This window comes from Mesorhizobium sp. M0292 (assembly GCF_040321695.1).
Classification (GTDB): Bacteria; Pseudomonadota; Alphaproteobacteria; order Rhizobiales; family Rhizobiaceae; genus Mesorhizobium.
This window is the reverse complement of the sequence record NZ_JAMYSB010000002.1, coordinates 132,761-151,343: the sequence shown is the minus strand read 5'-3', so window position 1 is coordinate 151,343 and position 18,583 is coordinate 132,761. Positions and strand designations below refer to the sequence as shown.

Annotated in this window: 16 protein-coding genes and 1 tRNA gene; 8 read left to right on the top strand and 9 right to left on the bottom strand. The window is 63.5% G+C overall.

Features of this window, described 5'->3' with window-relative positions:
* Positions 1–57 precede the first annotated feature (57 nt).
* The 6 genes from NKI96_RS03570 to NKI96_RS03545 form a co-directional block, all read right to left on the bottom strand.
* On the bottom strand, positions 58–1,296 hold the full coding sequence (locus tag NKI96_RS03570; protein WP_352802954.1) for a hypothetical protein: 1,239 nt from the start codon (positions 1,294–1,296) through the stop codon (positions 58–60).
* Positions 1,297–1,298: 2 nt separating this feature from the next.
* Entirely contained in the window at positions 1,299–2,222 is a 924-nt protein-coding gene (locus tag NKI96_RS03565) for a heme-dependent oxidative N-demethylase family protein (protein WP_352802952.1), read from the bottom strand.
* A gap of 52 nt (positions 2,223–2,274) precedes the next feature.
* Entirely contained in the window at positions 2,275–2,937 is a 663-nt protein-coding gene (locus tag NKI96_RS03560; RefSeq protein WP_031199162.1) for an aminotransferase class IV family protein, read from the bottom strand.
* Positions 2,886–4,031, bottom strand: a complete 1,146-nt coding sequence (locus NKI96_RS03555; RefSeq protein ID WP_352802949.1) for an aminodeoxychorismate synthase component I — start codon at positions 4,029–4,031, stop codon at positions 2,886–2,888. The genes NKI96_RS03560 and NKI96_RS03555 overlap by 52 nt, the downstream gene beginning before the upstream one ends.
* A 163-nt stretch (positions 4,032–4,194) precedes the next feature.
* The gene (locus tag NKI96_RS03550; protein WP_023751323.1) at positions 4,195–4,911 is read right to left on the bottom strand and encodes a helix-hairpin-helix domain-containing protein; all 717 of its coding nucleotides are present in this window, start codon (positions 4,909–4,911) and stop codon (positions 4,195–4,197) included.
* 414 nt (positions 4,912–5,325) lie between these two features.
* Positions 5,326–7,164 carry a M3 family oligoendopeptidase gene (locus NKI96_RS03545; RefSeq protein ID WP_023725178.1) on the bottom strand — a complete coding sequence of 613 codons (1,839 nt, stop codon included), beginning with the start codon at positions 7,162–7,164 and terminating at the stop codon, positions 5,326–5,328.
* 145 nt (positions 7,165–7,309) lie between these two features.
* On the opposite strand from NKI96_RS03545, the gene NKI96_RS03540 reads away from it, so the two are divergent.
* The 3 genes from NKI96_RS03540 (at position 7,310) to NKI96_RS03530 (ending at position 11,252) form a co-directional block, all read left to right on the top strand.
* Positions 7,310–8,848, top strand: coding sequence for a sigma-54-dependent transcriptional regulator (locus tag NKI96_RS03540; RefSeq protein ID WP_023820662.1), 1,539 nt, complete (start codon positions 7,310–7,312; stop codon positions 8,846–8,848).
* A 389-nt stretch (positions 8,849–9,237) separates the two neighbouring features.
* A complete protein-coding gene (gene mepK, locus NKI96_RS03535; RefSeq protein WP_352802947.1) occupies positions 9,238–11,064 on the top strand; it encodes a peptidoglycan L,D-endopeptidase MepK in 1,827 nt (608 codons plus the stop codon).
* 114 nt (positions 11,065–11,178) lie between these two features.
* Positions 11,179–11,252 (top strand) — tRNA-Gln (locus NKI96_RS03530).
* A gap of 137 nt (positions 11,253–11,389) precedes the next feature.
* Here NKI96_RS03530 and NKI96_RS03525 read toward each other — a convergent pair.
* On the bottom strand, positions 11,390–12,028 hold the full coding sequence (locus NKI96_RS03525) for a 2-dehydro-3-deoxy-phosphogluconate aldolase (RefSeq protein WP_352802945.1): 639 nt from the start codon (positions 12,026–12,028) through the stop codon (positions 11,390–11,392).
* A 174-nt stretch (positions 12,029–12,202) separates the two neighbouring features.
* On the opposite strand from NKI96_RS03525, the gene trhO reads away from it, so the two are divergent.
* Entirely contained in the window at positions 12,203–13,129 is a 927-nt protein-coding gene (gene trhO / locus NKI96_RS03520; RefSeq protein ID WP_352802944.1) for an oxygen-dependent tRNA uridine(34) hydroxylase TrhO, read from the top strand.
* Positions 13,130–13,152: 23 nt separating this feature from the next.
* Here the strand turns inward: trhO and NKI96_RS03515 are convergent, their stop codons facing one another.
* Positions 13,153–13,515, bottom strand: coding sequence for a YybH family protein (locus NKI96_RS03515; RefSeq protein WP_023701047.1), 363 nt, complete (start codon positions 13,513–13,515; stop codon positions 13,153–13,155).
* A gap of 205 nt (positions 13,516–13,720) precedes the next feature.
* Here NKI96_RS03515 and NKI96_RS03510 point away from each other — a divergent pair, with 205 nt between their 5' ends.
* Both NKI96_RS03510 and NKI96_RS03505 read left to right on the top strand, forming a co-directional pair.
* The gene (locus NKI96_RS03510) at positions 13,721–14,458 is read left to right on the top strand and encodes a tellurite resistance TerB family protein (RefSeq protein ID WP_352802941.1); all 738 of its coding nucleotides are present in this window, start codon (positions 13,721–13,723) and stop codon (positions 14,456–14,458) included.
* 357 nt (positions 14,459–14,815) lie between these two features.
* A complete protein-coding gene (locus tag NKI96_RS03505) occupies positions 14,816–15,577 on the top strand; it encodes an SDR family oxidoreductase (protein WP_023710952.1) in 762 nt (253 codons plus the stop codon).
* Positions 15,578–15,589: 12 nt separating this feature from the next.
* On the opposite strand, the gene NKI96_RS03500 is transcribed toward NKI96_RS03505, so the two are convergent.
* On the bottom strand, positions 15,590–16,774 hold the full coding sequence (locus NKI96_RS03500; protein WP_023701048.1) for a pyridoxal phosphate-dependent aminotransferase: 1,185 nt from the start codon (positions 16,772–16,774) through the stop codon (positions 15,590–15,592).
* An 83-nt stretch (positions 16,775–16,857) separates the two neighbouring features.
* On the opposite strand from NKI96_RS03500, the gene NKI96_RS03495 reads away from it, so the two are divergent.
* Both NKI96_RS03495 and NKI96_RS03490 read left to right on the top strand, forming a co-directional pair.
* Positions 16,858–17,544 (top strand): GNAT family N-acetyltransferase, encoded by a 687-nt coding sequence (locus NKI96_RS03495; RefSeq protein WP_023701049.1) that lies wholly within the window; start codon positions 16,858–16,860, stop codon positions 17,542–17,544.
* Positions 17,545–17,559: 15 nt separating this feature from the next.
* Positions 17,560–18,531, top strand: a complete 972-nt coding sequence (locus tag NKI96_RS03490; protein WP_352802938.1) for a cation diffusion facilitator family transporter — start codon at positions 17,560–17,562, stop codon at positions 18,529–18,531.
* The last annotated feature ends 52 nt before the right edge of the window (positions 18,532–18,583 follow it).

Below are 18,583 nucleotides of genomic sequence, written 5' to 3'. Positions count from 1 at the left end.
TTGTCACAATAAAGCGAAAAGCAGGGATAAGGTTAGTTCCCGACGGCGCAGATGCGCCTACGGTTCGAGCAGTTTCGCGAATTCCGGTGTGAACAGCGCTTGTGCTTCGGAGACCGGCATTTCAACGAGATGGTCGCCGCAAGCCTGGATGACGTTGGGCAAACCTTGCAGGCCGAAGACCAGAACCTGCCTGTCGCCATCGCGTTTCAGGCTGGCGCCGAGATAGTCGCCGATCAAATCGTCGATGCCGCATTCGGCCTCGTAATCCACCTCGGTCTGGTCGCTGGGCTTCTTGCGCTTCTCCTTGACGAAGGTGGCCAGCGAGGGGCCTGGCTTGCCGTCGACCGTATCGGAAAACATGTCCTGAAGGGTAAGCAAGGCGCCACGGCGCACGTCCATGACATAGGCGTCGGAATAGTTGTTCGGATGCGCACCGCCGCAATAGAGGCTGCCGGATTCCGACCAGCTCATCAGCTTCGGCGTCAATGACGTAACTTTGGACGTCGTGTCTTCATAGCCGCCAAGCGAATCGTCGTCCATGCCCTCCATCGGCGGCCCGTCGTGGAAACCGGCATATTGCAGCGCCGCGCACGTCAAGGCGCTGAGGCTGTCATGCCAATGGCGGTTCTGCAGCAAGGCATTGGCGGCTTCGATCGGCGCACTGCCGGCGAGATCGACGATGCGCGGCCTGGCGAATTTGGTGCGCGGATCGGTGACATAGTTGTAGGCTGCATCCGGCCAACCTTCCTTGGCGTCTGCCTTGGGCGCGAAATCCAGCTTGAGATAGTCGTAGGGCGATGCCGCCATGATGATCGGCGCATCGTCACCCGAGAATGTCATGTCGGTGAAATCATAGAGATCGCGTGGCGTCGTCGCCGGCGTCTCCGTCTGGGCACGGCTGGCGATCCTTGTCAGCTTCAGCGGCAGGGTCTTTTTGGCCGTCCAGGTGCCTTCCAGCGTCTTGCCCTTGTCGGCGGAACTCAACCGCCAGACGGCGCCGATGGGTGGAGCCTGGCCGTCGCCGCACTTCTTGGCATCGCAGGCTTCTTCCTCGGCCAATTGAAAGGTGGCGCCCTTGCTCGACTTCGCCTGCAGAGGAATATCGACGCCCTTGGAGCGGTAGAAATAGCGGCCCGCCAGTGCCTCTCCAGCCGTCGCCGGATCACCGGTAAACTCGACGACGATGTCGATGTTGCCGAGCTTCCCCGCATAGGTCACCGGTTCCGCATGCGCTGTTGCCGGCAACGCCAGGAATGCACCGAGCAGGACGGCTAGCTTCAGAGCATGTCGGACCATCGTCACTCCTGAGCCATGGTTTGCAGGCGTTGCACCAGCCGGTCACGGTCTGATGTCATCCCCTTGTAGTCGAGTTGAGCCTCATCCAGCGCCTGCAATTGCGCCGCGAAAGAGGCGGCAAGCGTTGCCCGGTCGGGATGCCGCGCCAGCACTTTCAGCGGGTCGAGATGGATGCGGATGGTGAACAGGATGTCGCGCGACAGAGGCAGTTTGCGCAGCGTCTGGCGCTCGACGCGGATGAAGGCCTGGGTGTTGACGTCGCCGTCGGGAAATCGCGAGGGGCGCCTGGTGGCGCGGTCGATGCGCTCGACATTGGAGAGCGGATGATAGAGCGCGTCGTCGGCCTGGATCGACCAGTTGAAGCGTTCGACAGCCTGACCCTGCAGGCCGTCGAACATGCGGTTGATGAGCTCGGCCGGCCTGGTGCCCGGACCGAAGCCCGGCACCGGTGCGTGGATCTGCTGCAGCGGCCGGCCGAATTTTTCGACCAGCGACCAGGATGACGGGAAGCACAGCGAGCCGGCGGCGAGTCGCCAGCCGGTGTCGTCACGGCGCATCAGGATCAGGTCTTCCTGGACGAGCAGCGACGCTGCGACCAGCGGGGCATCGGGGAAGGTGGCGTCAGAGTCGGCTTTGGCGCCAATGACCTCAACCCCGGCATTGGTGCGCCGGTACATCCCGGGAAATGTCGACAGCAGATGTGCTTCGATGAGGCCGCGCACTTCGCGCTGGGCGTCGCGCGTGCCGTCTTCCTCGACAAACACCTTGTCGGGGATTTCGGCATACAGCCGGCGCTTTTCGGCGAGATGGTCGAAGAGATACCGGTCGACCTCGATCCACTTGTCGAGTTCGAGCGGCTTCAGCCCGATGGTGAAGAGCTTTGAGGAGCCATCATAGGGCGTGTGCGTGGGCTGACGAGAATTCATGCTTCGCTAGAAAGTGTCCAATGCCGGCGGTTATTCTCGCAGCCGCTTCGTATCAGGCCAATGTTGCCGGGATCAAGCCGCGCAGAGAATTGCCGACGAACAGTGTTTTGGCGGATTTCAACTCGTCATAGCTGTAGATCGCCTCCTGGGCGCGGCCTTCGTCCAGCAGCTCGGCGCGCAATACGCCAGGCAGCAGCCCGCAGTCGAGCCTGGGTGTCATCAGCATGCCATCACCGAAATCGGCGAAGACGTTGGTGATGGTGCCTTCGCAGATTTCACTGCGCTCATTTGCGAGCAACACTTCGTCGGCCTGGGTGATCAGATATTCGGAGCGGGCGTGAGTGTAGACTTGCCGCCGGCCGGTCTTGTGGCGCAGCAGCGTGTCGGTGGAGGAGAGCCGCACCCGTGCCAGCTGCAGCCGCCAGACCTTGTCGGCGGCGAACGGCTCATAGGGCTGGACCGAGGCGGTCACTTCGCCATTGCGCTGCAGGACGAGCCGGGTGCGCAGCGCCTTTTGCTGCGCCCCGATAGTATTCGCCAGCACCTCGCCGATCCGCTGCGGATCGCAGGCAAAGCCGAGTTCTTCCGCCGAGCCATAAAGGCGCGCGAGATGGCGTTCGAAGCGCAGAAAGCCCTGGCCGGGCTCCCAGCGCATCGTCTCGATCAGCTCGAAATCGGCGGTGTCCCCGTCGCGAAGCGCGCCTTCAGCAGACACTCCTGATACTCCTCTTGCGCCGTCGAATCGAAGACGACGCCGCCGCCGACATTGTAAACGGCCTCGCCACTGGAAAAGAGCGATATGGTGCGGATCGCCACCGAAAAGCGCATCATGCCGGCAGGCGCGATCCAGCCGATGGCGCCGCAATAGACGTCGCGCGGTGTCTCTTCCAGCTCGTGCAGGATTTCCATGGCGCGGATTTTCGGTGCGCCGGTAATCGAGCCACAGGGAAACAGCGCGCCAAAGATTTGGCGGATGCCGAGATCAGGCAGAAGCTTCGCCCGCACACGGCTCACCATCTGATGGACGGTCGGGTAGCTCTCGATGCGGAACAGTTCCGGCACTTCCAGCGTGCCGATCTCGCTGATCAGGGAGATGTCGTTGCGCAGGAGATCGACGATCATCCGGTTCTCGGCCTGGTTCTTTTCATCGCTGCGCAAGAAGGACTTCAACCGCGCGTCCTCGGCCTTGGTCGCGCCGCGCGGTGCGGTGCCCTTCATCGGATGGGTTTCGATCATGCCTAAGGCATCGATCTCGAAGAACAGCTCGGGCGAACGCGACAAGACGATGGGATCGCCGAGCGAAATCAGTGCGCCATACTTGACCGGCTGGCGTCCTGTCAGTGCGTCGAAGGCAGCAAGCGGATCGCCCGACCATTGGGCACGGACCGGAAAGGTCAGGTTGCCTTGGTAGCAATCGCCCTTGCGGATGTGGTCGTGAAGGCGCGCGAAGCGTTTGGCGTAGTCCTGAGCGGACCAACTGGCCCTGGCGTCGAAGATGGGGCCATTGGTGGCCGGCGCATCGTTGCGCGGCACGGCCTCTTCGGCCGGAGCATCGAAGACACCCAGACAAACCAGTGGCGCGCGCCGGCCTTCAGGCAACAGCGGCACCAGTTTCGGTTCGAGCAGATAGCCCGCTTCGTAAGAGAAATAGCCGGCCAGCCATTTGCCGGCATCGCTCGCCGCCTGCGCGGCCGCCAGCGCCGGCAGAAAATCCTTGGCATCATACGCAATGATGATGTCGGCCGGGTGGTCGAAGACCAACTGACGGCCGCTTTCATCGTTGCGGAAAATGGCAGAGGGCAGGGGCATGGGGCTCGGGTACTGCGGTCGATGACGCCAGAACCGCTCTATATGGGGGCCGGGCGGCGTGCAATCGAGGGAGCGGCGTCGCAGGGCGCAAAGACAGTGGCGAATGCAAAAACAAAGACGGCGCCCGAAAGCGCCGCCTTCTGGTTATTTTGCCGATGACGGATCAGCTGTTGTTGGCGGTCCCGGCGCTCGGGAATTGGCGTGCGAACTCCTTTTCGTCGCCGGCGGCAAGCAGCTTGGCCTGCTCGACCCACTTTTCGCGGGCGATGCGGCCGTCGAAATTCAGCGTGTCCTCGATGCGCTTGACGTCGGCCGCGGTCCAGCCGGCGATCTGCGCGTAGGTCGTGACGCCAAGGCCCTTGAGCAGTTTGTCGTTGACCGGGCCGATACCGATCAGGCGGCGCAGATTATCGGCCTTCCCAGCTGCCGGGGCGGCCTTCTTCGGGACGGCGGCGGGCTTTGAAGCAGCGGCTTTGGGCGCGGCCTTGGCGGCGGCAGGTTTGCTGGCCGCTGGTTTTGCGGCCGCGGATTTGGCCGCAGCTGGTTTGGCCGCGGCGGGTTTGGCGGGGGCCGGTTTCGCGGCCGGGGCGGACTTGGCCTTTGCCGCTGTCGATACCAGCGCCGCCGGCGCCGAACTTGAAGGCTTGGCGGATGGAGCTGATGTTTCACGCAGCCGGCGTTCGAGATCGGCGCGGGTCTTGCCGCAGGCGTCGAGTTCGCCAGTCAGACGATCGGCGTCGGCGCGCAGTCTGTCACGCTCGCTGCGGGTGCGGTCGAGATCGCCGCGCAGGCTGTCAAGTTCGCCGCGCAGCCGGCCCCAGATAAACCAGCCAACCAACACGCCTACAAGGAACGCCAGGACAATGTAAAAGAAGGTCATCGTCTCTCTCCAGTCGGATCCGTCCGCCGCCGTCCCAAGTCATGACCTTGGCAGATCGGATCATCCAATGTGGTTCGGCGGCTCAGGGAACAGCCGGTCTGTCGTCGACTGTCGTAGTTCGGCTTTGCCGCCCATTGCCAACCGTCGCTGTCGCATCCGCCAGGCCGCTGCCATGGGCCGGGATGCTGTCCGGCCTTAAGCCGCGCGCCCGGCTGAGCTTCGGTCGGAAAGCTATCATACGGCTTCGGGAAAGCTAACGGAAAATTTCGCCGGAGAGTTATTCAAGAACAGGTATTTAGAACAAGAACAGCGCTGCCGTCACATGCATTCCGGCTAAACTGTTCTGCGATTCAGCAAAGTCGAGACCGCTGCGGAACCTGTCACTCTGCGCCATCGGTCCAATGGGTGCGCGCATTAACTGTCGAGCGCTTCCAACTCGTCGATCAGGCCGCCGATCACGCCAAGCCCGATCTGCCAGAAGGCGGGGTCGGTGGCGTCGAGGCCGAAGGGGGCGAGAAGCTCCGAGTGATGCTTGGTGCCGCCGGCGCGCAACATCTCGAAATACTTGTCCTGGAAGCCATGCTCGGCGTTCTGGTAGACCGCGTACAGCGAGTTCACCAGGCAGTCGCCAAAGGCATAGGCGTAGACGTAGAAGGGGGAGTGGACGAAGTGCGGGATGTAGGTCCAGAAGACCTCATAGCCCTCGCGCAGCTTGATCGCCGGCCCCAGGCTTTCTGCCTGCACCTCGAGCCAGAACTGGCCGAGCTTGTCGGAGGTCAGTTCGCCGTTCTTGCGCTCTGCATGCACCTTGCGCTCGAACTCGTAGAAGGCGATCTGGCGCACGACCGTGTTGATCATGTCCTCGACCTTCTGGGCGAGCATCGCCTTGCGCTCGCGCTTGTCGGTGGTCTGGTCGAGCAGCGAACGGAAGGTCAGCATCTCGCCGAATACCGAGGCCGTCTCGGCCAACGTCAGCGGCGTCGAAGCCATCAGGGCGCCCTGGCCGCCGGCCAGCACCTGATGCACGCCGTGGCCGAGTTCATGCGCCAGCGTCATCACATCGCGCGGCTTGCCCATGTAGTTGAGCAGCACGTAAGGGTGCGCCGAAGGCACGGTCGGATGGGCGAAGGCGCCGGGCGACTTGCCGGGCCTGACCGGCGCGTCGATCCAGTTGCGGTCGAAGAAGACGCGGGCGATCTCCGCCATATCGGGGGAAAAGCGCTGATAGGCCGACAGCACGGTGTTCCTGGCGTCGTCCCAAGGGATCACGGCCTGCGGCGTCTCGGGCAAGGGGGCGTTGCGGTCCCAGTGGTTCATCACCTCCATGCCGAGCCAGCGCGCCTTCATCGCGTAGTAGCGATGCGACAGGCGCGGATAGGCTTCGCGCACGGCCGACGCCAGCGCATCGACCACGCTGCGCTCGACACGGTTGGCGAGATGGCGTGAATCGGCGATGTCCTCGAAGCCGCGCCAGCGGTCGGAAATCTCCTTGTCCTTGGCCAGCGTGTTGGTGATCAGCGTGAAGGTGCGCAGGCTCTTGCGGAAGGTTGCGGCCAGCGCTTCGGAGGCGCGGCGGCGGACCTCCCCATCGGCGTCCTGGAGGCGGTTCAGCGCCGGCTCCAGCGTCAGTTCCTCGCCGTCTATGTCGAAGCGCAGATCGGTCATCGTCTCGTCGAACAGCCGGTTCCAGGCACCGCGTCCGGTGATCGATTTCTCATGGAACAGCTGCTCGACCCGGTCCTCGAGCTGGTAGGGCTTGTCCATTCTGAGGTCGAGCACCCAGGGGCGGTAATGGGCAAAGCCGGCGTCGGCGGCGAGGGCTGCTTCTAGCGCCTTGTCGTCGATCAGGTTCAGCTCCAGCGCGAAGAACAAAAGATGCGCGCTGGCGTCGGTCATCTTCTCCTGGATGTCGCCATAGAGCTTTGCGCGCTGCGGATCGGCGGTGTTGCCGGCATAGATCAGGCCGGCATAGGAGACGATGCGGCCGATCAGTTCCTCCAGCGCCTCATAGGCTGTCAGCGCCTCGCCAAGCCTGCCGGCGCTGCCGCGCTCGGCCTCCGCAGCCAGCGTGCCCTTCCAGCGGTTCTCGAAGGCGACGGCATCGGCCGCCGCCTTGGCAAGGTCGCGCTTCAGTTCGGGCGCCTCCATGCCGGAATAAAGATCGGCGAGATTCCATTCCGGCAGGTCGCCGAGTTCCGCCGCGCCCTGACCGGACGCTACCGCCGCAAGCTGCCGACCGAGAATCCTGCTCATCAACAATTACCTTCTGGAATCAAGGGGAAAGGACAAGCCGGTCAAATCCTAAGGAATTCATTCACCGGGTTTTTTGAAACCTTGTTTAGAACCCTGTGCCAAGATGATCCATGGGAATTTCCCAGGCGGGCAACTCAAATCAGTCATGACAGGTTCCATTCTTATAGTCGATGACGATCCCGTGCAGCGCCGGCTGCTCGAGGCGGCGGTGACGAAATTCGGCCACAGCGCCATCGTTGCCGATGGCGGCGAGGCCGGTCTGAGCGCGCTTGACGGACCCAATGCGAGGGATATTTCGGCAGTCATCCTCGACCTTGTCATGCCGGGCCTCGACGGCATCGGCGTGCTGAAGGCGATGCGCGAGCGCGGCATCACTGTTCCCGTCATCGTGCAGACTGCGCAGGGCGGCATCGAAACGGTGGTTTCGGCGATGCGCCACGGCGCTTTCGATTTTGTCGTCAAGCCGGCGTCTCCCGACCGGCTGCAGACCGCGGTCGGCAACGCCCTCAAGGTCGAGGCGGTCGAGGACGAGGTCAAGCGCACGTCGCGGCGTCGCGGCGGCCACCTGACCTTCAAGGACATGATCACGCATAGCCCGGCGATGGACCGGGTGATCCGCCTCGGCCAGAAGGCTGCGGCCTCCAACATCCCGATCCTGATCGAGGGCGAATCGGGCGTCGGCAAGGAATTGGTGGCGCGCGCCATCCAGGGCAGCGGCGAACGCCGCACAAAACCGTTCGTCACCGTCAATTGCGGCGCCATCCCCGACAATCTGGTCGAATCGATCCTGTTCGGTCACGAAAAAGGTTCGTTCACCGGCGCCACCGAAAAGCACACCGGCAAGTTCGTCGAGGCGCATTCGGGCACGCTGTTCCTGGATGAGATCGGCGACCTGCCGCTCGACGTGCAGGTCAAGCTGTTGCGCGCCGTGCAGGATGGCGAGGTCGATCCGGTCGGCGGCCGTTCCACCGTCAGGGTCGACATCAGGCTGATCTCGGCCACGCACCGCAACCTTCTGCAGCAGGTCAAGGACGGCAAGTTTCGCGAGGACCTGTTCTACCGGCTCAACGTTTACCCGATCGTCGTGCCGCCGCTGCGCGACCGCCGCGACGACATCCCCTATCTGGTCAAGCATTTCATGGACAAGGTGGCGCCGGCGGGCAATCGCCTGCACGGCATCTCGGATGCCGCACTGGCCATGCTGCAGGCCTATGACTGGCCGGGAAACATCAGGCAACTGGAAAACGCCGTGTTCAGAGCCTCGGTGCTTGCCGAAGGAGATGTGCTGACGACTGACGAATTTCCGCAGATCCGGGCGCAGGTCGACGGCACCGTCAATCTCGACGCCGATGCGTCCTTGTCGGACCCCGGAATGGCCTCGAGCACCGAATTGCAAGGCGATGGCGCGCAGACTGATGACGCCGGTACTGCAGCTGCCGAGCTCGCCCCTCCGGCGAGGCTGCTTCAGCGTTTCGGCACATTGAGGGCGCTGGACGAGCGTGGCAATGTGCGTGCGCTGGCCGATGTCGAACTCGAAATGATCAAGCTCGCCATCGACCACTATAACGGCCAGATGAGCGAGGTCGCACGGCGTCTCGGCATCGGCCGCTCGACGCTCTACCGCAAGCTCAAGGAATACGGCATCGACCCGGAAACCGGCCGCCTCGACCGCCTTGCCTCCTGAACGCCGAATTCCACAGCTTGCCAACGCAAGGCCGGGACCAGCTTGCCATGCCACATCCGGCGCTGCATAAGGGGTTGGGGCGGGAATATGGCTGATGCGACGCCGTTGTTCACGCATTAAGGCCAGCGGTAACAGATCGTGTAGCGCGAAAAGGCTGAATCTTGATCTAAACCAGCAGTTTACCAAGAAATCCTGTGTATTATTTTTGACGGGATATCGCCACGGTGTTACCGCATTTCGGCTTCAATAAGCGATGATTAACCATTAGGATCGATATTCGGATGTAAGAACCACGCATCCGTTTGGACAAATCCGGGGACAAACGGCAGCCTGCAAGGCCTTTTGATTTGAACAAAGTCGAACGACACAGAAACGGGCGGCGCGATCACATGGGCGTCTGGCCGAGATGGCTGGCAGCGGTGATCGTTGCGTTCGCTTTCCTTGCCGCTACTGCTGCCGGCGCCAGCGCTGAAACGCGCTCGCTCAAGCTCTATCACCTCCACACGCACGAAAAGGCCGAGATCGTCTACAAGCGCAATGGCCGCTACGATCCGGCAGGCCTCAGGAAGATCAACATCATCCTGCGCGACTGGCGTCGCAACGAACCGACCAAGATGGATCCGCGCCTGCTCGATCTGGTGTGGGAAGCTTATCGGCAGGCCGGCGCCACCGACTATATCCAGGTCGTTTGCGGCTATCGCTCGCCGTCGACCAATTCGATGCTGCGCAGCCGCAGCCGCGGTGTCGCCAAGGAAAGCCAGCATATGCTGGGCAAGGCGATGGACTTCTACATTCCGGGTGTGCCGCTGAAGAAGCTGCGCAACATCGGCCTGAAGATGCAGGGCGGCGGCGTCGGCTACTATCCGTCGTCGGGTTCGCCCTTCGTCCACATGGACGTCGGCAACGTGCGGCACTGGCCAGGCATCAGCCGCCAGGAACTGGTCAGCCTGTTTCCCAATGGCAAGACGCTGCATGTGCCGAGCGACGGCAGGCCGTTGCCGGGTTATGACCAGGCGCTCGCCTCCTACAAGGCGCGCAAGGGCGCCGGTTCTCCTGCCATCATGATGGCCAGCGCAGGCGGCAGCACCAAGAAATCCGGTGGCTTCCTGTCCGCTTTCTTTGGCGGTGGCGGCGAAGACGAAGCCGACGACAGCGCCGATGTCGCTACCGCCGCGCCGCCGCCGAGAAGCGTGAAGCCGGTGCTGGCTGCCACGAGCAACAACAACAGCAATCTGCCTGGCATCGCGATCGTGTCGCCGCAGAACGCCAAGCGCGCCAACATTCCGCAGCTTGCCGACGACAGCGCTGACGATTCGGAGCCGCAGGACACGCCGGAGACGATCATCGCCGCGCTGCCCGCCAAGGAAGTGCCGCTGCCCGCTTTCGCACCGCGGCCGAAGGCTGATGTCGGCGCGCAACAACCTGAGACCGTGCCGTTCGGCGTGGCCGATGCCACTACCGAACAGACGGTGGCGACGGCGCAGGCGCCGGCCAATGTGCCGTTCGGCACGGCCGATGCGAGCAATGCCGACCAGGGGGCCGATCAAGCTGCCGCTCCGGCGCAGGTCGCGGTCAACGTCCCGTTGCCGACCTGGCGTCCCGACCGCTCTTCGCCGCCGGCTGAGCTTGCGCCGCAGGACAAGGGCGTTCTGCTGGCGCTGGCCGATACGGCTGCCCACAAGCAGACCGCAACCGACGCGTTCTCGGTGCTGCCGTCGCAGCGTCCGGACGAGGTCAAGGCGGTTCTCGAACAGGCCAGCGCCGCCGATACAGCCGGTGCTACCGACGACTATCAGGTTGCGTCGCTCGAGCCTCGCTCGGCGTTCAACGATCCGTCAGGTGTCGATGCCGCATCGCCGCGCGGTGCTATTGCTGCCCGTCACGCCGGTACCGATCCAGCCTCGGTGATCGGCGCCGGCGTCAAGACGACACGCAAGGAAGCCAGGGCTTCGGCCCGCGACCTGAAGCCAGGACCGAAGGCAGTGGTGGTGGCAGCCGAACCGCAGGCGGCGCGCTGGGCGCTGAGCAGCGGCGACAACATCGCCACCGTTTCCAGCCCGACGACAGCGCCGCGCTATGCCTACAACATCGTGCATACGCCGCCGAGCGAGGTCTACACCGCAGGCTTCCAGGCGGACAACCAGATGGCCGATGCCAACCGCTTCACCGGCAATGCCGTGAAATTCCTTTCGGTCGCCCGCTTCCAGACGAAGTAAGAGCTCGACGGGGTAAACATCGAAGCCGCGCTGGGCAACCCGCGCGGCTTTTTGCTGTTGGCGAATCTCCAGCGCTGGCTTCTAGCGTCCCGGAATGCTAACCACCAGCCTGCATCCCGCTTCGTCTAATGGTAGGACAGCGCCCTTTGAAGGCGTGAATCGAGGTTCGAGCCCTTGAGCGGGAACCAAAATCTCAACGCGTAGCAAACCCGGTCGGCGCAGCTGGCGGGTTTTTGTGCCGAGTGCAATTCCGGGAACACTGTGATTTTCCCGGGAAAGCGCGGAGCGCTTCCCTTGGGATTGCGCAAAGACAAAGTAGCGGAGGTTATTTTCCGAGCTTGCTCGCGGTCTGTGCGAGCGCCTCGATCTCATCCCACTTGCCGGCCTTGACCAACTCGTCCGGCGCCACCCACGAGCCGCCGACGCAGATAACGTTGGACAGGCTGAGATAGTCGGCCGCGTTCTTGGCCGAGATGCCGCCGGTCGGGCAGAATCTCACGTCGGCCAGCGGCGAGGCAAAGGCCTTCAGCGAGGCGATGCCGCCGGATTGTTCGGCCGGGAAGAATTTCAGGAACCGCAGGCCGGCCTCGCGGGCAGCCATGATCTCGCCGGGCGTGATGGCGCCGGGCAGCAAGGGAACGTCGCTGTCCTTGGCCGCCGCCAGCAACTCTCGCGTGATGCCGGGGCTGACAATGAATTTCGAGCCAGCGGCCGCTGCCTCGTCGAACTGCTTGGCATCGAGAATTGTGCCGGCGCCGACAATGGCGCCCTCGACCTCACCGGCGACGCGGCGGATCGCTTCCAGCGCATCGGCGGTTCTCAACGTGATCTCGATTGCCGGCAGGCCGCCGGCGGCCAGCGCCCGGGCGAGCGGGACGGCGTCCGCGACATTGGCGATCTTCAGCACCGGAATGACCGGCTGGCCATTGAGCAGCGACAGGAGCGTTTCGGTCTTGCTGAGCATTGGCTTGTCTCTCCCTAGGTGATTTCAACCGATTAGCAGAAGGCCGATTCCGAGTCCACGAAACCCGGCCTGCCGCGATGTCACATGTCGGCCAACGAGCCTGCTGGCGAATACCGACAAGGTGTCTTTAGCTCTGCCTTGAATCCGCTTTGACCACGGTTTAGTGGCTTGGCGATGACCAACCATGAACCCGTGCGCGTCGCTGCGCTCTACAAATTTGCGAGGCTGGGCGACTTCGATGCGCTGCGGGTCTTGCGCGCGCCACTTGCCGCCTTCTGCTGCGGGCGCGGCATCAAGGGCACATTGCTTCTGGCGCAGGAAGGTATCAACGGCACGGTCGCCGGCAGCGAAACCGACATAGCCGACCTGATCGCTTATCTCGAGGCCATCGAGGGTCTTGCCGATCTCGAGGTCAAATACAGCACTGCCGCCGAAATGCCGTTTCATCGCATGAAGGTGCGGCTGAAGCGCGAGATCGTCACCATGGGCGTCGAAGACCTCGACCCGGCGACGGGTGCGGGGACCTATGTCGCGCCGGCCGACTGGAACGCGCTGATCTCGGACCCCGGCACCATCGTCATCGACACTCGCAACGCGTACGAAGTGTCGATCGGCACGTTCGAGGGCGCGGTGGACCCGCGCACGTCAAGCTTTCGCGAATTCCCGGCCTGGGTGGAAAAACACCGCGACCAACTCGACGGCCGCAAGGTCGCGATGTTCTGCACCGGCGGCATCCGCTGCGAAAAGGCGACGGCCTATGTGAAGTCGCTCGGCTTCAAGGATGTGTTCCATCTCAAGGGCGGCATCCTCAGATATCTTGAAGAGGTCCCGGCCGAAGACAGCCTGTGGCAGGGCGAGTGTTTCGTCTTCGACGAGCGGGTCTCGGTGTCGCATGGGTTGACCGAAGGCGAGGCCGAACTCTGCCGCGCCTGCCGGCATCCGCTGACGCCGGAGGACCGGCTGTCGCCGCATTTTTCCACCGGCGTGTCATGCCCGCATTGCTACGAGGCACGCTCGGATGAGGATCGCACCCGCTATGCCGAGCGCCAGCGCCAGGTCGAACTTGCGCAGGCGCAGGGCAGGGGACATATCGGCAGTTAAGTGCCGCCGACGCCCTGACTGGATCACCACACGACAGAATAGCGGTCGATCACCCACAGCCATGTGCCGTCGGCCTGCCGGCGCGCGACCTCTGAGGTTATCGAGCCGTCGGCAAGCCTGGTCGACGTCAACGCGAGGTCGCCGTTAATGGCCGCCGGGCGCTGCTCGCCGCGCTGGAACTTTCGTCCGCTCGCGGCAAAGGCTTCGAACAAAGCGCGGATCGCCTCGTGGCCACGCGTCAATTCGGCTGCTCCGGTGTCGATGACGGCATCGGGTTGGAACAGCGCCACCATGCCGTCAATGTCTCCGGCCCACTGCCGGTCGATCAACAAACGTTCCAGATCCTGCGGATCGCGCGCCGGTTCCCGGCCAGGTTGATCGGTCACGGCAAGGTTCCTCCCTCGGCAATGCCGCGGCGACATTAGCGCAAGCCGAGGCCGGTATCGACACACCGATCACCGATTTGCGGCATTGCCGGCGCCGATAGTAAAGCGCGTCTCCGTCATTGTAATGTCAGTGTGCGGGACCTACCTCTGCAACGTCCAAAACCTGCCCGTTCACGTTTGGCGCGGGCCCTTTTCTGGAGGCACCATGTTCGACCCCAAGAAGCTTCTCGACAATCTGCTCGGCTCGCAAGTTCCCGGCACAACCGGCACCGTTCGCGACAAGGCCGGGCAGGCTGTGCAGATGGCCAAGGACAATCCGCTGGCCGCCGGTGCGCTGGCTGCGGTGCTGCTTGGAACCGGCACGGGACGGCAGGTCACCGGCACGGCCGTGAAGCTCGGCGGACTGGCTGCGATCGGCGGTCTCGCCTACAAGGCCTACCAGAATTACAAGGCCGGCAATGCACCCGAGCAGGCGCCGGCGGCCGGCCAGCCGGAATTGCTGCCGCCGCCCGCCGACACCGGCTTTAATCCTTCACAGGCGCCACAGGGGGAGGACGAGTTCACGCTGACCCTGGTGCGGGCGATGATCTCGGCGGCCAAGGCCGATGGCCATGTCGATGACGCGGAGCGCCAAAAGATCGCCGGCAAGCTCAGTCTGGCCGGCATCGGCACGGAAGCGGAAAAGTTTCTGATGGCGGAGCTGGACAGCCCGCTCGACCTCGATACGCTGGTCGCCGGCGCCAAGACCGATGAGCAGAGGCTCGAGCTCTACACGGCGTCGCGACTGACGATTGACCCCGATACGCGCGCCGAACGCGGCTATCTCGACCTGCTCGCCGGCCGGCTCGGCCTGCCGGATGCGCTCGTCGATCATGTCGAGGCGACGGTGTCGGCGGCCAAGGTGCCGGTTCCGTCAGGCACGGCGCCGAACCCGCGCTGGTAGACAACGCAGCCGCGCGCCTGGGGCAGGGGGGCCGAGGCCGGAAAAATGCGTTAACGTCTCGTTTACCGAGGAAGCGCATGATTTTAGTCAGTCGGATCGGCTTTTCCTCCTCCCAAGCCCGGTTCAGATCAGGGGGCGGTCGCCAATGACCGCCCTTTTTGTTGGACCGATCACATAAAGCGCGTGGCGCTTCATGTTTTTGTCCTGGTGCATGTCGTTCTCTCAGAACCGGGGCCACTTTTGAGCGACATGCATTAGTGTCCGGCTTGCCATGATCGCCCTCATTTGCGATGGGTCGGTGCATTCGGATGCACCCCGATCTGTGCCGGGGATGCGCGGCGCGCAGGAGCAAAATCCATGACAGCCCTCACAGAGAAAACCGCCATCGTCACCGGCGCCGGCACCGGCATCGGCAAGAGCGTCGCCACGGCGCTGCTCAAGGCGGGCTGGAACACGGTGTTTTGCGGCCGCCGCAAAGCGGTGCTCGACGCCGCCATTACCGAAGCCGGGAAAGCGGACGCCAAGGCGCTGGCAGTTGCCTGCGACATCAGCAAGGCCGGCGAAGTCGATGATCTGTTCGAGACGGTGGCCGCAGCCTTCGGCCGCGTCGACCTGCTCTTCAACAATGCCGGCATGAGCTACAAGTCGACGCCGATCGACGAGATACCGGTCGAGGTTTGGAACGATATTGTCGGCGTCAATCTCACCGGATCCTTCCTGTGCGCCCGCGCCGCCTTCGGCGCCATGCGCAAGCAAAAGCCGATGGGCGGCCGCATCATCAACAATGGCTCTGTGTCGGCCTATGCGCCACGGCCGGGCTCGGTGCCCTACACCGCGACCAAGCACGCCATATCGGGGCTGACCAAGACGCTGGCGCTCGACGGCCGGCCCTATGATATCGCCTGCGGCCAGATCGACATAGGCAACGCGCTGACCGATATGGCGCATGCCATGACGGTCGGCGTGCCGCAAGCCAATGGCACCATCGCCGCCGAAGCGGTGATGGACGTCCAGCGCGTCGCCGACGCCGTCGTCCACATGGCCAGCCTGCCGCTCGACGCCAACGTGCTGTTCATGACGGTGATGGCGACCAAGATGCCGTTCGTGGGGCGTGGGTGAACAGCCGAAGGCCTACTTCTTCAAAAACGCCTCGATCCGCTCCAGCGCGTGCAAGATGTTCTCTTCGGAATTGGCGTAGGAAAGCCTGATGTAGCCTTCGCCGAGAATGCCGAAATCGGGGCCGCCGATCAGCGCCACGCCGGCCTCCTCGAGCAGTGCCGAGGCGAGCTTCTTGGCCTTCCAGCCGGTCTTCGAAACATTCGGGAAGGCATAGAATGCGCCTTTCGGCGTAATGCAGGAGACGCCGGGCAGCGCGTTCAGCCCCTCGACCACGATCTTCCTGCGGTTGTCGAAGGCGCGCATCATCTTGTCGACATCGTCCTGCGGGCCGTCGATGGCGGCGATGCCGGCGAACTGGCTCGGCGCGTTGACGCAGGACCAGCAATTGACCGCCAGCTTGCGGACCTTGTCGTAGAGATGCCCGCCCTTGTCGCCATTCGGCCAGATCGACCAGCCCATGCGCCAGCCGGTCATCGCCCATGTCTTCGACCAGCCGTTGAGCACGATCAGCCGGTCGCGAATTTCCGGAAAATTGAGCAGCGAAAAATGCGTCTCGCCGTCATAGGTCATGACGTCGTAGATTTCGTCGGAGAGGATAGCGACCTGCGGATGCGCTTGCAGCCCCTCCACCAACTTCTCGATCTCGGCGCGCGGCGTGACGCCGCCGGTCGGGTTGGCCGGTGAGTTGAGGATTAGCAGTCTGGTCTTCGACGTGATCAGCGCCAGCGTCTCTTCTGCCGAGAAGGCAAAGCCGTTCTCCTCGCGGATCGGCACCGGAATGGGCGCGGCGCCGGTGAACTCGATCATCGAGCGGTAGATCGGAAAGCCTGGGTCTGGATAGAGGATCTCGGCGCCGGGTTCGCCGAACATCAAGATGGCCGCGAACATGGTCGGCTTGCCGCCGGGCAGGATCATTACATTCTCGGGCGAGACTTCGACGCCGGTAGTGGTCAGCGTGCGCCGCACCACCGCTTCGCGCGTCGCCAGCAGGCCATTGGCCGGGGTGTAGCCATGGTGGCCGTCGCGCAGCGCCTTGATCGCGGCCTCGACAATGTGCTGCGGCGTTTTGAAGTCGGGCTGGCCGATGCCGAGATTGACGATGTCGCGGCCCTGTTGAGCCAGTGCAGTGGCGCGCGCCAGCACGGCAAAGGCGTTTTCCTCGCCGAGGCGGTCGAAGGCCGAAATCGTGTGGAGCATTTTTCCCGTCCGTGTGGTTCTTGCTGTTAGGTCGCGTTTTTGTGAGCGTCTGCTCACAAAAGTCAAACGGATTGGAGTTTTGCGTGTCGGAAAATCTCAAAGATTGGCAAGCGCGTCCGCGGCCCGAGCGCAAGCCCATTGACGGCCGCTATGTCCGGCTCGAACCGCTGAGCGCCGAAAAGCACGGCGATGGGTTGTACGAGGCGTCGTCCGTGCCCGACATCGATGGACGCTTTGCCTGGCTGCCCGACTACCCGCCGCAAACCCGCGCCGATTTCCAGCCATGGCTGGACAAGGTCGAGGCGAGCGAGGATCCGCTGTTCTTCACCGTCATCGACAAGGCCAGCGGCAAGGTCGCCGGGCGACAGACGCTGATGCGCATCGATCCCACCTATGGCGTCATCGAGATCGGCAACATCTATTGGGGGCCGCTGATCTCGCGCAAGCCGGCAGCGACCGAGGCGCAGTTCCTGTTCATGAAGTATATTTTCGACGGGCTCGGCTATCGCCGCTACGAGTGGAAATGCAACAACCGCAACGAGCCGTCAAAGCGCGCGGCGGAACGGTTCGGCTTCAAGTTCGAGGGCATTTTCCGCCAGCATCTTGTGGTCAAGGGTGAAAACCGCGATACCGCATGGTACTCGATCATCGACAAGGAATGGCCGGCGCTGCGCAAAGCCTATGAGGCATGGCTCGATCCCGCCAATTTCGATGGCGAAGGCCGGCAGAAGCGGCGGCTCGAGGATTTCCGCGCCGAGTTCGGCGCGTAACAGGAGTTTTTTCCGATGGCGCACAGCCATGATCATGGTTCGCATGCTGGGCATGGCGCCGGCCACGTGCATGGCTCGACCGACAAGAAGCGTGTGCTGATCGCAGCCTGCCTGACCGCCGGCTTCATGGTGGCCGAAGTGCTTGGCGGCCTTTTGACGGGATCACTGGCGCTGCTGGCCGACGCCGGCCACATGCTCGCCGACTCGATCGCGCTTGGCCTTGCCTGGTACGCCTTCCATCTTGGCGGGCGGCCGGCGACGGTGCGCCTCACCTACGGCTTCGGCCGAGTCAAGACGCTGGTTGCCTACACCAACGGCATTGCCATCTTCGCGATTGCGCTGTGGATCGTCTACGAAGCCTGGGGCCGGCTGATGACGCCGGCGCCGGTGCTGGGCGGGCCGATGCTGGTGGTGGCGATCGCCGGCCTTCTGGTAAACTTCGCCTCGTTCTTCGTGCTGCATGGCGGCGACCGCGACAGCCTCAACATGCGCGGCGCCATCCTGCATGTGCTGGGCGACCTGCTCGGTTCGGCGGCGGCGATCGTGGCGGCGCTGGTCATCCTGGCCACCGGCTGGACGCCGATCGACCCGATTCTGTCGGTGCTGGTCTCGGTGCTGATCCTGTCCACCGCATGGTCATTGATGCGCGAAGCCGCCCACGTCCTTCTCGAAGGCGTACCGGCAAGCCTCGACCGCGACATCATCGCCAAGGACATTGCCGGCACCGTCAAGGGCGTGCGCGAGGTGCACCATATGCATGTCTGGTCGCTGGACGGCTCCAGCAACATGGCGACGCTGCATGCCTGCCTCAACGATGGCGTCGATCCGCACCAGGCGGTCAGCGCCATCAAGAAGCGGCTCGCCGCCGAACACGGCATCAGCCACGCGACGGTCGAACCGGAATTCGGCCAGTGCGCCGACAGCCATGACGAGCACGATCATGACCACGACCATGGTGCGCCACCGCATCACGGCCATTATCACTGACAGGGAATTTCATGGCATTGGCATCCGAGTTGACGAGTTCCCGCTGTGGCGG